General features: G+C 66.9%; 9 protein-coding genes. 4 read left to right on the forward strand and 5 right to left on the reverse strand.

The window, feature by feature from the left end; genetic code table 11:
- Positions 1–614 precede the first annotated feature (614 nt).
- A complete protein-coding gene (locus ACT6SE_RS01450) occupies positions 615–962 on the reverse strand; it encodes a phasin family protein (protein WP_014035870.1) in 348 nt (115 codons plus the stop codon).
- A gap of 117 nt (positions 963–1079) precedes the next feature.
- On the reverse strand, positions 1080–1442 hold the full coding sequence (queD, locus tag ACT6SE_RS01455) for a 6-carboxytetrahydropterin synthase QueD (RefSeq protein WP_014645831.1): 363 nt from the start codon (positions 1440–1442) through the stop codon (positions 1080–1082).
- A 192-nt stretch (positions 1443–1634) separates the two neighbouring features.
- Between queD and ACT6SE_RS01460 the strand changes: the two genes are divergently transcribed.
- Entirely contained in the window at positions 1635–4274 is a 2640-nt protein-coding gene (locus tag ACT6SE_RS01460; RefSeq protein WP_046428687.1) for a TonB-dependent receptor, read from the forward strand.
- A 74-nt stretch (positions 4275–4348) separates the two neighbouring features.
- Positions 4349–6943 (forward strand): M14 family zinc carboxypeptidase, encoded by a 2595-nt coding sequence (locus ACT6SE_RS01465; RefSeq protein ID WP_046428692.1) that lies wholly within the window; start codon positions 4349–4351, stop codon positions 6941–6943.
- Between the two features lie 564 nt (positions 6944–7507).
- On the opposite strand, the gene ACT6SE_RS01470 is transcribed toward ACT6SE_RS01465, so the two are convergent.
- Positions 7508–8923 (reverse strand): DEAD/DEAH box helicase, encoded by a 1416-nt coding sequence (locus tag ACT6SE_RS01470; RefSeq protein WP_046428694.1) that lies wholly within the window; start codon positions 8921–8923, stop codon positions 7508–7510.
- Positions 8924–9833: 910 nt separating this feature from the next.
- On the opposite strand from ACT6SE_RS01470, the gene ACT6SE_RS01475 reads away from it, so the two are divergent.
- Both ACT6SE_RS01475 and maiA read left to right on the forward strand, forming a co-directional pair.
- On the forward strand, positions 9834–10823 hold the full coding sequence (locus tag ACT6SE_RS01475; RefSeq protein ID WP_046428698.1) for a fumarylacetoacetate hydrolase family protein: 990 nt from the start codon (positions 9834–9836) through the stop codon (positions 10821–10823).
- Between the two features lie 14 nt (positions 10824–10837).
- On the forward strand, positions 10838–11506 hold the full coding sequence (maiA, locus tag ACT6SE_RS01480) for a maleylacetoacetate isomerase (protein WP_032957926.1): 669 nt from the start codon (positions 10838–10840) through the stop codon (positions 11504–11506).
- Positions 11507–11550: 44 nt separating this feature from the next.
- Here the strand turns inward: maiA and ACT6SE_RS01485 are convergent, their stop codons facing one another.
- Together ACT6SE_RS01485 and ACT6SE_RS01490 are read right to left on the reverse strand one after the other, a co-directional pair.
- The gene (locus ACT6SE_RS01485) at positions 11551–13011 is read right to left on the reverse strand and encodes a UdgX family uracil-DNA binding protein (protein ID WP_046428706.1); all 1461 of its coding nucleotides are present in this window, start codon (positions 13009–13011) and stop codon (positions 11551–11553) included.
- Positions 12992–14275, reverse strand: a complete 1284-nt coding sequence (locus ACT6SE_RS01490; protein WP_046428709.1) for a putative DNA modification/repair radical SAM protein — start codon at positions 14273–14275, stop codon at positions 12992–12994. The genes ACT6SE_RS01485 and ACT6SE_RS01490 overlap by 20 nt, the downstream gene beginning before the upstream one ends.
- Between the last annotated feature and the right edge of the window lie 74 nt (positions 14276–14349).

Consider the following 14349-nt stretch of genomic DNA (forward strand, 5'->3'; position numbering starts at 1 on the left):
CAGCCTTACCCACCGCAAGCCGAGCCTCGTCGGGGCGGGCAGGGGGTTGGGCAAAGTAAAGGAGGAGGGGACGGCCAACGGCCGGCGCCGGGGGACATTTGCCCAGGCCCCTGCCTGTCTCGGCGGGGCCCGTCAGTTCGCGGGGAATCGGGACGAAGACATGCGTGCGGCGGGTTCATTCTGCGTGGCGCCGGGCGGAGGCCCTTGCGTACGAATGTCCTCCGGCGCCGGCCGTTGGCCGTGACCTCCCCCTTTACTTCGTACGCAAGGGCCTCCGCCCGGCGTTCGGAGTTCGCCGGCGCCTCCTTGAAAGGCGGCCGCGAGCGCTGTGATCTCCTCGCCGGAAGCCGAGCCTCGTCGGGGCGGGCAGGGCCCATCGGTTCGCGGCGGATCAGGACGAAGACATGCGTGTGGCGGATGCATTCTGCGCGGCGCAGGGCGGAGACCCTTGCGTACGAATGTCCCCCGGCGGGGCCCTTCAGCCTGCAGAGACGTCGCACGAAGACGCGCTTCGGTATCCAAACGACAAGCAAAAAAAGACCCGGCAGAGGGAGGGATCTGCCGGGTCCGGATTGCGTGGGGGGAGGGACCCACGCAATGAGTGTTGCGTCGCGTCAGTGGTTGTTCGCGTCCGCCGTTGATTCGTTGTAGCCCTGCACCAGCTCGGACCAAGCCTTGCTGGCCTGCAGGCCGAGACCGACCACGTCCTGCTGGGCCTGGCCCAGCCGCTGCAGGTTGTCCTGCCACAGCTGCGCGCCCTTGGAGAGCGTCCCGGCCGCATCCTCGCCGCGGGCCAGTTCACCCAGCCAGCCGCCGGTCGCAGTCAGGTTGCGCTCCATCACCTTCAGCTGCACGCCGAACATGCTTTCCGCGTTCTCCAACGCCAACCGGTTCGCGCGCGTTGCCGCGGCGGCGAGCTGGCGGGTGGCATCACTGAAGCGATCGCTGAAGGCGGCGGCCATGGGGGCGTCAGGGAGTGGCTTGATGCATTGCAGCATACGCCCTTGATGCGGCAATGCAACAAAAATAACAAAGGCGCCCAAGGCGCCTTTGAAACACCTTTCAGATCAATGGGTTGATCAGGCAGTGGGGCCGCGGTAACGGCACCCCGACGTGCAGGTTTCGTGCACGGTGATCTCGCTCAGCGCCGGCAGGCCGGGTTTGAGCTCGTTCCAGATCCACACCGCCAGGTTCTCGCTGGTCGGGTTCTCCAGGCCGGGGATGTCGTTGAGGTAGTGATGGTCCAGGCGATCGTAGATCGGCTGGAAGGCCGCCTTCACGTCACCGAAATCCATGATCCAGCCGGTCTGCGCACCCGGCTCGCCCTCGACCTTCAGTTCCACCCGGAACGAGTGGCCGTGCAGGCGCGCGCACTTGTGCCCCGGCGGTACGTTGGGGAGGCGGTGCGCCGCCTCGAGCATGAAGACTTTGAAGATTTCCATGGCGCAATTGTACGCCGCAGGTGGCCGGCCATCCTGAGCGGATGCCGGGCTCTCGTGAAGTAACTCTTTCCATCCGGATGAAGAGATGATAGTTTCTCTTATATCCGTATGAAGAGATGTTATTGGCCGGACCCGGGCCAGGCATGGACTACTGCGGAACTTCATCGCCCTTACCACCTCCCCCACATCGTCATGCCCAAGCACACCCTGCTCGTGGCGGCCCTGGCCGTCGCTCTGGCCGCGCCTTTGTCTGCCGCCGCCGAAACCTCCGCCGACGCCAGTGGCGAAGCCAGCACCCTGGCCGCCGTGCGTGTCACCGGTTCCAACATCAAGCGCACCGATACCGAGGCCTCCAACCCGGTGCAGGTGATCGGCCGCCAGCAGCTGGAACAGACCGGCAAGGCCACCGTGGCCGATGTGCTGCGTTCGATCTCGGCCAACACCGGCAACGCCAGCAACGAAACCACCAACAACGGCTGGGCCTCCGGCTCGGCCGGCATCGGCCTGCGCGGCCTGTCGCAGAAGAACACGCTGGTGCTGCTCAACGGCCGCCGCCTGGCCAACTACGGCTTCCCGGCCGGTGGCCTGTCCGATACGTTCGTTGATCTCAACGCGCTGCCGCTGGTCGCGGTCGAGCGCATCGAAGTGCTCAAGGACGGCGCCTCGGCGGTGTACGGCTCCGACGCCGTGGCCGGCGTGGTCAACATCATCACCCGGCAGAACTTCGAAGGCGCCGAGATCGGCGGCAGCTTCGGCGGTGCCGACCAGGGCGGCCTGCACGAGCAGAACCTGAAGTTCGTCGGCGGCCTTGGTGATCTCGACACCGATGGCTACAACATCCTCTTCAGCCTGCAGGGTTACAACCGCGAACGTCTGGACCAGGACGAACGCAACCTGACCAGGAGCGGCATCTACACCGACAAGCCCGGTGGCCGCTGGAACGGCTGGTCGGCCAAGGGCGCGCGCTACCTGGTCAACGGCGTGTCGGTGCCGATGCTCGACGCCAACGGCAACTGCCCGGTCGGTACCACCCGCGTCGCCAGCGCGCCGATCGACGGCCTGGCCGGCGACACCTGCGGCTTCAACCAGGCCCCGTTCACCACGCTGATCCCCTCGACCAAGCGCTACCAGGCCTATGCCAACGGTACCTTCCGCCTGAACGACAACGTCGAAGCCTTCGGCGAAGTGCTGTACAGCCAGATCAAGAGTGCCGCATGGTTCGGCAGCAGCCCGTTCTTCACCCTGGAGAGCGGCCGCTTCGCATTGAACGCCAACAGTGGCCTGGCCGAACCGGTGTCGTCGCTGCTGCCGGCCAACAATCCGTACAACCCGTACGGCCGTGCGATCCCGATCGAATACACCTTCTTCGACCTCGGCGGCACGATCAAGACCAACCGTTCCACCGCCTATCGCGGCGTGTTCGGCCTGCGTGGCACCACTGCGAACTGGGACTGGGAAGTGGCTGCATTCGGCGCACGCAGCAGCGAGCGTGAGAGCGTGTCCGGCGGCTTCGCCAATCGCTGGGCGCTGGCCGATGCGCTGGCCACCGGCAGCTACAACCTGCTGAATCCGGCGGCCACGCCGCAGTCGGTACGTGATTCGATCAACATCGCCACGCTGCGCCCGGCCGAGTCCAAGCTGCAGGGCGTCGACGCCAAGATTTCCGGCAGCCTGGGCCACACCTGGGCTGGCGAGATCGGCTTCGCCGCCGGTGCCGAGTGGCGCCGCGAGAAGCTCGATTCCAACAACCCGTGGCAGATCGATGCCGGCCTGCAGGTGCGCCCGGCCATCGCCGAAGTACATGGCCAGCGCCAGGTCAGTGCCGCCTACGCCGAAGTGAACGTGCCGCTGGCCTCGACCCTGGAACTGTCCGCCGCCGCGCGTGCCGATCACTACGATGATTTCGGCGATGCGTTCTCGCCGAAGATCGGCCTGCGCTGGCAGCCGCTCGATTTCCTGCTGGTGCGTGCCTCGGCGTCGAAGGGCTTCCGTGCACCGTCGCTGTCGGAGAACTCCAACAGCACCAGCATCGCCTACGGCAGCGTGGCCGACCCGCGTGATCCGGACGTGCCGGGCTCGCGCCAGAACCCGACCTTCTTCACCGTTGGCAACAACGCACTGAAGCCCGAGCGCACCAAGAGCGTGAACTTCGGCGTGGTGCTGTCGCCATGGGCCAACACCAACCTGAGCGTGGACTACTACCGCATCCAGCTGGACAACCTGGTAGGCACCAACAACACCCAGACCCTGGTCAACGACAACGTGGCCGGCGCCGTGCAGCGCGACGAGCGCGGCAAGCTGCAGGCCGTCTACAACCGCTACCAGAACCTGAGCGAGCTGAAGACATCGGGCATCGACGTCGAGCTGCGCCAGCGCATCCCGACCGCTGCGCTCGGCGACTTCACCGTGTCCTCCGCCTACACCCACGTGCGCGACTACCGTCGCCCGACCGTGGTCGGCGGCCCGCTGGTCGACTACGCCGGCAGCAACCTCGGCGCGACCCTGCCCAAGGACAAGGCCACCACTACCCTGGACTGGAAATACGGCGACTTCAACGCCGCGGTGACCTGGTACTACACCAGCAGCTACCGCCAGGAGGCCAGCACCGCCGCCAAGGCCGTGCAGCAGCGCGTCGGCAGCTACAGCCAGTACGACCTGTACCTGGCCTACACCGGCATCGACAAGCTGACGGTGTACGCCAAGGTGCAGAACCTGGCCGACAAGACGCCGCCGTACGATGCCTCGTTCCCGGGCATCCGCGCGCCGTACGACTTCAGCCAGTACGACCTGCGCGGCCGCTACTTCACGCTGGGCTTCGACTACCGCTTCTGATCCACCCGCTGCGACCGGTCTCCCCAAGGGACCGGTCGCGCGACCGCCTGCCGTTGTGTTCCAGGGGAGTCACTGTGTCCTTGCATCGTCGTGCCGTTCTTCCGTTTCTGCTTGCCGCCGCCACCGCACTGTTCCAGCCGCAGCCGGTACAGGCACAGAGCACCTACTTCTTTCCGCAGGCTGCCGATGCAGCGGCGTTCGATACCGCCGTGCCCACGCCGGAGCAGTTCCTCGGCTATCCGATCGGCAGCCGTTACACCCGGCACGACCAGCTGGTGGCGTACTTCCAGGAACTGGCCCGGCGCTCGGACAGGATCAGCGTGCGCGAGATCGGCCGCAGCTATGAGGGCCGCCCGCTGTTGATCGCCACTGTCACTGCCGCAGGCAACCACGCGCGGTTGGAACAGATCCGCCAGCAGCACGCGACGCTGGCCGATCCGGCGCAGCCGCGCAGTGCGGCGGGCGACAGCCCGGTGGTGGTGTGGCTGGGATACAGCGTGCATGGCAACGAGACCTCCAGTGCCGAGGCGGCGATGCTGACGGCTTACTACCTGGTGGCCAACCGCAGCGCCGAAACCCAGCAGTGGCTGCAGCAGGCGGTGGTGCTGTTCGACCCGGCGCAGAATCCGGACGGTCGCGATCGTGCCGCCAACTGGCACAACGCGTGGGCCTCCGATCCGGCCTCGGCCGACCCGGCCGACAAGGAGCACGTCGAACCGTTCCCGCAAGGGCGCACCAACCACTACTTCACCGATCTCAACCGCGACTGGCTGGCGCTGACCCAGCAGGACTCGCGGCCGAAGGTGGAGGTGTTCCACCAGTGGTACCCGAACGTGCAGATCGACTTCCACGAAATGGGCAAGGACAGCACCTACTACTTCGAGCCCTCGCCGAAGAGCATGCACAGTCCGCTGATTCCCGCGGCGTCGTACGAATTCAACAAGACCCTGGCCAGGTACCACGCGCAGGCGCTGGATGCGCTGGGCTCGCTGTACTACACCGGCGAGAACTTCGACAACTTCTCGCCGGTATACGGCTCGACCTACCCGGACTTCCATGGTGCCGTCGGCGTGACCGTCGAACAGGCCAGCTCGCGCGGCCGCGTGCAGGAATCGGTGAATGGCCTGCTGACGTTCCCGTTCACCATCCGCAACCAGGTCGCCACCGGGCTGGGCACGGTGCGTGGCGCAGTGACCGAGCGCAGCGGCCTGTTCGACCTGCAGAAGCAGTTCTTCCAGAGCGCGCTGAAGCAGGCCGCACAGCAGCCGGTGAAGAGCTTCGTGTTCGGTGATGCGCATGACCCGGCACTGACCCGCCGCCTGCTGGAACTGTTGCTGCTGCATCGCATCGACGTGCGCGCGCTGGATCGTGCCGTCACTGTCGATGGCCAGCGCTTCGATGCCGGCAGCGCCTACGTTGTGCCGGTCCAACAGGCGCAGTTCCGCCTGGTGCATTCGATCTTTGCCGAGACGCCGCCGATCAAGGGTGATGTGTTCTACGGCAGCACCAGCTATGCAATCGCACCGGCCTACGGCGTGGCCTTCGCCGGTAGCCGCAGCCGTATCGAAGGCGGTGCACGCGTGACCGCGCTGCCGGCGGCGCAGGGCGCGGTGCTGGGCAGCCAGGCCGGATTCGCCTACGTGATCGACTGGCGCGACTACAACGCCGGGCGCGCGCTGGCCGCACTGCAGGGCAAGGGCGTGAGCGCACGTGCAGCGTTCCAGCCGTTCACCACCGCGACCGCGCAGGGCGAGGTCAGCTTCGCCGCCGGCAGCCTGGTGATTCCGGTGGCCGGGCAATCGCTGCAGGGCGCAGCGCTGCTTGAGGCAGTGACGTCGGCCGCGCGCGAGGCGGGTGTGCACGTGCACGCATTGCCCAGCGGCCGCAGCCGCGAAGGCATCGACCTCGGCAGTGACGGCGTCAAGGCGCTGCGCAAACCCACGGTCGCGCTGGTGATGGGCGAGGGCGTGGCCGCCACCGAGATCGGTTCGGCGTGGTTCCTGCTCGACCAGCAGCTGCACCTGCCTGCCAGCAAGCTGGACCCGCAGCAGCTGGGCAAGGTGCCGCTGGACCGCTACACCACGATCGTGCTGTCCGGCGGCACCTACACCGGCATCGATGCCACGGCGGTGGCCGCACTGAAGCGCTGGGTGCAGGCCGGAGGTTCACTGGTGACCTACGGCAGCGCCTCGAAGTGGGCGATCGAACAGAAGCTGGCCGACGGCGAGAAGCTCGGCAAGGAAGAAGAGACTGCCGACGAGAGCCGCCGTGCGTTCGGCGACCAGCGCGACATCGCCGCGATCGAGCGGGTCAGCGGCAACATCCTCAGTGCCGACGTGGATACCAGCCATCCGTTGGCGTTCGGCGTGCCGCGCCGGCAACTGGCGATCAACAAGGAAAACACGGTGACGCTGCAGCCGAGTGCGAACCCGTTCTCGACGGTGGTACGCATCGACGCGCCGCCGCGGGTGAACGGTTACTTGTCCGAGCGCAACCGCACGCGGGTGGCGGGCAGCGCGTGGCTGCTGGTGTCGGCGCAGGGGCAGGGTAACGTGGTGCTGTTCGCCGATGATCCGGCGCATCGCAAGTACTGGCATGGCACGGACCGGCTGCTGATCAACGCGATCTTCTTCGGGAATCTGGTGAATCCGAGTAAAGCGCGGGGTTGAGGGTTTGCGCGCCTTGATTGATGCGTGTGGGGGAGGCCGGGCGGGCTGCGCAGGACACGCCGTAAACCCGTCCTTGGGGGCTCGATGGCGCCATCCTTGGCGCCAACGGTCCTGCGCAGCCCGCCCGGCCTCCCCAAGACAGTTTCCAGCGGGCGCGGACGCGTCAGACCCCAAGGCGGGAGCGAGGGCAAAAGCAAAAGCAAAGCCAGGAATTGCGACTTCGGCTTTTGCCTTTGAATTTGAATTTGAATTTGAATTTGAATTTGAATTTGAATTTGATCTTTCTTCTCCCGGCTACCCGGCGGGACAAGAAGGCGCAGGCAATGCTTGAAGCGGATGGGCATGGGGGCAGCGCAGAACCGTTGGCGCCATGGATGGCGCCATCGAGCTTACATGGACGTATTTACAGCGTGTTCTGCGCTGCCCCCATGTCCATCCGCCCTCGGTACTGCCACCGCGTGCTTTGTCACCCGGTAGCCAGCAACAAAAAAGGACGGCGCGTCAGCGCCGTCCCTCGGTAAGAAGCCCCCGCGCAGCGGGAAGCACCCTCCCTGTCAGCTGGGATCAGCCGGCGCGACCGCCGCCGTTGCCACCCTGGCCGCGACCACGGCCGCCACCATTGCCGCCACCGCCACGGCGCTGGCCCTGACCCGCGCCCGCACGCTGCTGGCCGTTGCCGCCGCCCTCGCGACGGCCACCACCGGCCTTCTTCGGGCCGGCATGCGCATGGCGCGGCGCATCGCCGTGCGGACGGCGTGCGTGGCTCTTGCGCGGCGCGCGCTCACCGGTATCGTGCTCCGCCTTGCCCGGCGCACTGTTGCCCCAGCGGATCGGCGTCTGCAGCTCGAAGCCCGGCACATCGCGGATGTCCATGTCGCGGCCCAGCAGGCGCACGATCGCGCGCAGCAGCTTCACTTCATCCTGCGCCACCAGCGAAATCGCCTGGCCGGTCGCGCCGTTGCGGCCGGTGCGGCCGATGCGGTGCACGTAGTCCTCGGCCACCATCGGCAGGTCGAAGTTGATCACCTTCGGCAGCTCGTTGATGTCGATGCCGCGCGCGGCGATGTCGGTGGCCACCAGCACGGTCACGCGGCCGGCCTTGAAGTCACCCAGCGCACGCAGGCGCTGGCCCTGGCTCTTGTTGCCGTGGATCGCCGCGGTCTTGATGCCCGACTTTTCCAGGAAGGTGGCCAGCTTGTCGCTGCCATGCTTGGTGCGGGCGAACACCAGGGTCTGCTCGCGGCTGTCCTGCGCCAGCAGGTGCAGCAGCAGGTCGCGCTTGCGGCCGGCGTCGACCGGATGCACGCGGTGGGTGATGGTTTCGGCCACGGTGTTCTTCGGCGTCACCTGGATCTGTTCCGGGTTGCGCATGAACTCCAGCGCCAACTGGCGGATGTTGTCCTCGAAGGTGGCCGAGAACAGCAGGGTCTGGCGGTTCTGCTTCGGCAGCTTGGCCAGGATGCGCTTGATCGACGGCAGGAAGCCCATGTCGAGCATGCGGTCGGCTTCGTCCAGGATCAGCACTTCAATGCCGGACAGGTCGACGCTGCGACGCTCAAGGTGGTCGATCAGGCGGCCCGGGCAGGCCACCAGCAGGTCCACGCCACGGCGCAGGATGTCCAGCTGGTTGCCCATGCCGACGCCGCCGTAGATGCAGGCGCTGGGGATGCGCAGGTACTTGCTGTAGCCACGCAGGCTGTCATGCACCTGGGTGGCCAGCTCGCGGGTCGGGGCCAGGATCAGCGCGCGCGGCTTGCGCGGGCCGGCACGTACCTCCTGCGAGGCGGTGCCCAGGTGCTGCAGCAGCGGCAGGCCGAACGCGGCGGTCTTGCCGGTGCCGGTCTGTGCGCCGGCCAGCAGGTCGCGACCGGCCAGCGCCAGCGGGATCGCCTGCTGCTGGATCGGGGTCGGGTTTTCGTAGCCCTGCTCGGCGAGCGCGCGCAGCAGGAAGGGCGCCAGGCCCAGCGATTCAAAAGACATTGAGTTTGCTCCAAGTACAAGAAACGCCTGTCCGAGCGGACAGACGGGGGCAGATCAAACTGATCGGCTGACTCGGAGCGTTCCCGTGAACCGCGCTGCGAGAATTGGGTGCAGCCGGCACGAAGCGCAGGCTGGAATGCGTGACGAACGGCGTCGGAGTGGGGGCGGGCGAAGAGGGCGGACCCTGGTCGCCGGCGATCCCGGAGGGAAACGGACGGCCGCTGCAGACCCTGCAAGTCTAAACGATGTTCGAGACTTCGCGCAAAAAGGCCTGTTCAGGTAGGGGGTGTCTGCAGGGCTTGCAGCCCTGCACCCGCGGAGGCCAGAGCCACGTCAACGTCAAAAGCTGGCTTCCTGAGGGTTGGCGGGGTGGGTCCGGTTGAGGGGGGCGCCGTAAACCCATCCATGGGGGCTTGGTCGCGGCATCCATGCCGCTCACACCCCCTCAACCGGACCCACCCCGCCTTCGACAGTTTGCTGCGGTCTGTCGGAAATGCTCTTGGGGCCAGATCCGTTTTCCGGAGGAAAACGGATCTGGCCCCGGAATTTCATTCGATATCTGACAGATGTGCCGACCAACGGTCGGCACCCACCAACAGCCGCCGCGGGGATCTGTCGGGGGTAGGGCGGTGTGGGTGGGCAGGACCGTTGGCGCCATGGATGGCGCCATCGAGCCCCCATGGACGGGTTTACGGCGTGTCCTGCCGGCCCACACCGCCCCGCCCAACCAGCAGAAAGCCAGAGCCGCTTTTGACGTTGCCGTTGCTGTTGCATTGAGCAGGTGCAGGGCTGCAAGCCCTGCCGAACCCCCCACTACGGTAGGGTGGGCCGATGCCGCGCTGCAGCTTGGCGTCGCCGCAGATTTGATTACACTTGAAACTTGTTTGCCCACGACTCCGGACACCCACCCATGAAGCTTGGTTCTTTGAAGGAAGGCGGCCGCGACGGCACCCTGATCGTCGTCTCGCGTGACCTGCGCCACGGCGTGCGCGCCACCGGCATTGCCGCCACCCTGCAGCAGGCCCTGGAGGACTGGAGCCACATGGCACCGCGCCTGAACGCCCTGTACGAATCGCTCAATGCCGGCGATGCCGATGGCGTGTTCGACCTCGACCCGCAGGCACTGGCCGCGCCGATGCCGCGCGCCTATGAGTTCGTCGATGGCAGCGCCTACCTGCCGCACGTCGAGCGCGTGCGCCGTGCCCGTGGCGCCGAGGTGCCGGAGAGCTTCTACACCGATCCACTGATGTACCAGGCCACCAGCGCCGGCTTCTACGGCCCGCGCGATGCGGTCAAGGTGGTCAGCGAGGACTACGGCATCGACCTGGAAGCGGAGATCGTGGTGATCACCGACGACGTGCCGATGGCGGTGACCCCGGAACAGGCAGCCGGTCATATCCAGTTGGTCGGCCTGGTCAACGATGTCTCGCTGCGCAACCTGATCCCGGGCGAGCTGGCCAAGGGTTTCGGCTTCCTGCAGTCCAAGCCGCGCTCGGCGCTGTCGCCGGTGTTCGTCACCCCTGACGAGCTGGGTGCCGCGTGGCAGGACAGCAAGGTGCACCTGCCGCTGCTGACCCACATCAACGGCCAGTGGTTCGGTGCGCCGGAAGCGGGCGTGGACATGCAGTTCAATTTCGCCCAGCTGGTTTCGCATGCGGCCAAGACCCGTCCGCTGGTCGCCGGCACCATCGTCGGCTCGGGCACCATCGCCAATGAAGACACCAGCAAGGGTGCGTCGTGCTTCGCCGAGCAGCGCGTGGTCGAAACCCTGCGCGATGGCAAGCCGAGCACGCCGTTTATGTCGTTCGGCGACGTGGTCCGCATCGAGATGCTCGATGCCGCCGGTAACAGCATCTTCGGTGCGATCGAGCAGCGCATCGAACAGGCGGCCAGGCCCTGAGCATGGAGGCGGCCATGGAGATCCCGGTCGACGACGGCATCGTGCTGTACACCTACTGGCGATCCAGCGCCGCCTACCGCGTGCGCATCGGTCTGGAGCTGAAGGGCCTGGCCTGGGAGGCCCGGCCGGTGCATCTGGTGCGCGACGGTGGCGAGCAGCACCGGGATGCCTATCGGGCGCTCAACCCGCAGCAGCAGGTGCCGACCCTGCTGCATGAGGGGCATGTGCTGACCCAGTCGCTGGCGATCCTCGAATACCTGGACGAGCGCTTTCCGCAGGTACCGCTGCTGCCGGCCGACGCCGCCGGCCGCGCGCGGGTGCGGGCGCTGGCCCAGCTGGTGGCCTGCGACATCCACCCGATCAACAACCTGCGGGTGATGCAGTACCTGGAGCGCGATCTGCAGGTGCCGGCCGATGCGCGCACGCAGTGGACCCTGCACTGGATCGCCGAGGGCTTCGCGGCGATGGAAGCCCTGCTGGTCAACAGTCGTGACACCGGCGCCTTCTGCCATGGTGACCGTCCCGGCCTGGCCGATATCTGCCTGCTGCCGCAGCTGTACAACGCCCACCGCTTCGGCCTGGACCTGGCACCGTACCCGACCCTGCGCCGCATCGAAGCGGCCTGCCAGGCAGTGGATGCCTTCGACCGCGCACGCCCGGAAAACCAGCCCGACGCCGCCTGAAAAAAAGGGGACGGAGGGGATTAAGTCGTATATGCACTTACGACTTAATCCCCTCCGTCCCCTTTCTGCCGCAAACGGGCCAGGTCATCGCGGAACACCCGGTAGGCTTCCTCGCGGCGCGCATCGTCGGTCTGCCGCAACACCCATGCCGGGTGCACCGTGGCGTAGCCGCGCGTGCCGTCCTCGAGGGTGTGCCAGCGTCCGCGGTCGCGTGCGAGGTCGAAACCACGACCGAATACCGAGGCTGCGGCTGTCGCGCCGAGGCATACGATCACCTGGGGCCGCACGCGTGCGATCTCACCCATCAGCCAGGGGCGGCAGGCCTGGATGTGGCGGCTTTCCGGCCGCTTGTGCAGCCGCACCTTGCCGCGCCGCTCATGGTGGAAGTGCTTCACCGCGTTGGTGAGGTACAGCTGGACGCGATCGATTCCCAGTTCCGCCAGTGCGCGGTCCAGCACCTGGCCGGCAGGTCCTGCGAACGGCTGCCCGCGCAGATCCTCGGTATCACCGGGCTGCTCGCCGATCACCATCACCCGCGCATCGGCAGGCCCCTGCCCGAACACGGTCTGCGTGGCCTGCTCCCATAGCGGGCACTGGCGGCAGGCAATGGCCTGTCCGCGCAGATTGTCCAGGCTGCTGGCATCGGCTGCCGGCGCCGCAGCGTTCGCACGCGGGGGAATCCTGCGTTGCGGTGCCTGTGCCGGCCGGTCATGCATTTCCTGCACGCGGTCGGCCGCGTCGCGCACCAGGCGTGGCAGCAACTGTGCTTCAGGCAGGTGGCGCCAGTACTTGGCCGGCATCTCCTGCATCATCATCCGTGTGTTGAGTCGCGCCGGATTGAAGATGCTGGCGTAGTAGGTCTGCCACAGCGACTCCCGTGCATCCTCGGCCGGGGCATCTTCGCGCCGTGCACCGGGGCCGAAGGCAAGCGCCTGCCCATCCCAGGCGACGCTGCGCGAAGGGGTCAGGATCGCCCAGCGCATGCCGGTGAAGCGGCGCGCGAAGAACGGCGCGACCCGGTCGACGATGTGGTGTTGCGGCTCGAACCAGGCGATGAACGCATCGGGCTGGCCAGGTACCTCGCGGAAGCGCACGAATGCCTTCATCTTGTGCGTGTCACGGCGGACGGCCTGGGCGAGGGCTGTCGCGCGCAGGACATCGGCGTCGGCGGGGTTGCCCAGCACTGATCGCTCGCCATGGGCGATGCGCCACAGCAGGCGATACAGCACGGCCAGGCGCTGGGGATCGCGATGGCACAGGCAGGTGGCCGCCAGCTCCAGGAAGTCACGTGGAACGTTGGGTGCACCGGCATCGGCAAGCATCGGCGCCTGCTGCACGGCCGGCGCATCCAGCAGCGACGTGTCACTCCCTTCCAGCCAGTCCAGCTGCGGCGGGGCAACGCCGCGCAGCAACGCTTCGCGCGCAGCATCGCGCCAGGCCTGCAGCGACCACGGCGGATCCACCCGCAGCGACCAACGCTGCGCGTCAGGACGCAGACGGGGCATCGAAAAGCGAACCCTGGCGCGGCGGCGGGGCCAGCTGCGCGCGCAGCGCCGCCGGATCATCCAGTGCTTTGCGCGGGTGATGGTCGGCCAGCAGCACGAACGGCAGCAGCTTGCTCATCGGTGCCTTCAGGCGCGCGATGTCGGCCACGCGCAGCCGCCCGTGGCGGCGTGCCATCAGCACGCGCTTGACGTTGCGCACGCCAAGGCCGGGCACGCGCAGCAGCATTTCCTTCGGTGCCCGGTTCAGATCGACCGGAAAGCGCTCGGGATGGCGGATCGCCCAGGCCATCTTGGGGTCGATATCCAGGTCGAGCATGCCGTCCTGGGTGGTGTCGGTAATCTCCTTCACACCGTAACCGTAGAAGCGCAGCAGCCAGTCTGCCTGGTAAAGGCGATGTTCGCGCTGCAGCGGTGGCGGCTGCAGTGGCAGCTGCCGGCTGGCGTCCGGAATCGGGCTGAATGCGGAGTAGTAGACCCGGCGCATGCGGTAGTTGCCGTACAGACTGTCGGCGCTGGCCAGGATCTGCTGGTCGTTTGCCCCGTCCGCGCCGACGATCATCTGGGTGCTCTGCCCGGCCGGTGCGAAACGGGGAGGGCGCGGGCGAACACTGCGACTGGCCGTCGGCGCCACCACTGCGGGGGCCTTGCGAGCTTCCCTGGCTTCCTCGATGCGCCAGCGCAGTTCGCCCATCGCGCCACGGATCGAATGCACCGTCTTCTCCGGTGCCAAGGCGCTCAGGCCGGCTTCGGTCGGCAGTTCCACGTTGATGGACAGGCGGTCCGCATAGCGCCCGGCACTGGCCAGCAGTTCCGGCGAGGCCTCGGGAATGGTCTTGAGGTGGATGTAGCCGGCGTAGCGGTGTTCTTCGCGCAGCTGCCGGGCCACTTCCACCATCTGCTCCATGGTGTAGTCCGCATTGCGGATGATGCCGCTGGACAGGAACAGGCCCTCGATGTAGTTGCGCTTGTAGAAGTCCAGGGTGAGCGTGACCACCTCGTCCACGCTGAAACGCGCGCGGGCCACGTTGCTGGAGACCCGGTTCACGCAATAGGCGCAGTCGTAAATGCAGAAGTTGGTCAGCAGGATCTTCAGCAATGAAACGCAGCGGCCGTCGGGCGTGTAGCTGTGGCAGATGCCCATGCCCTCGGTACTGCCGATACCGCCACTGGCGCGCGAATCGCGTTTGCCCGAGCCGCTGGAGGCGCAGGACGCGTCGTATTTGGCGGCGTCGGCCAGAATGGCCAGCTTGCGGATGGTTTCCATTGAGGAAACCTACGGATGAGGGGTCTCATTGGATGAGACCGCCCATGAACGCTTCAGAAAAAAGGGGACGGAGG

The sequence above is a fragment of the Stenotrophomonas sp. LC732 genome, from assembly GCF_052446685.1.
GTDB classification, from domain to species: Bacteria; Pseudomonadota; Gammaproteobacteria; order Xanthomonadales; family Xanthomonadaceae; genus Stenotrophomonas; species Stenotrophomonas muris.

Coding starts and splice junctions, on each gene's coding strand:
- ACT6SE_RS01450 (WP_014035870.1), bottom strand. CDS start 962: ATGGCCGCCGCCTTCAGCGATCGCTTCAGTGATGCCACCCGCCAGCTC.
- queD (WP_014645831.1), bottom strand. CDS start 1,442: ATGGAAATCTTCAAAGTCTTCATGCTCGAGGCGGCGCACCGCCTCCCC.
- ACT6SE_RS01460 (WP_046428687.1), top strand. CDS start 1,635: ATGCCCAAGCACACCCTGCTCGTGGCGGCCCTGGCCGTCGCTCTGGCC.
- ACT6SE_RS01470 (WP_046428694.1), bottom strand. CDS start 8,923: ATGTCTTTTGAATCGCTGGGCCTGGCGCCCTTCCTGCTGCGCGCGCTC.
- ACT6SE_RS01475 (WP_046428698.1), top strand. CDS start 9,834: ATGAAGCTTGGTTCTTTGAAGGAAGGCGGCCGCGACGGCACCCTGATC.
- maiA (WP_032957926.1), top strand. CDS start 10,838: ATGGAGATCCCGGTCGACGACGGCATCGTGCTGTACACCTACTGGCGA.
- ACT6SE_RS01485 (WP_046428706.1), bottom strand. CDS start 13,011: ATGCCCCGTCTGCGTCCTGACGCGCAGCGTTGGTCGCTGCGGGTGGAT.
- ACT6SE_RS01490 (WP_046428709.1), bottom strand. CDS start 14,275: ATGGAAACCATCCGCAAGCTGGCCATTCTGGCCGACGCCGCCAAATAC.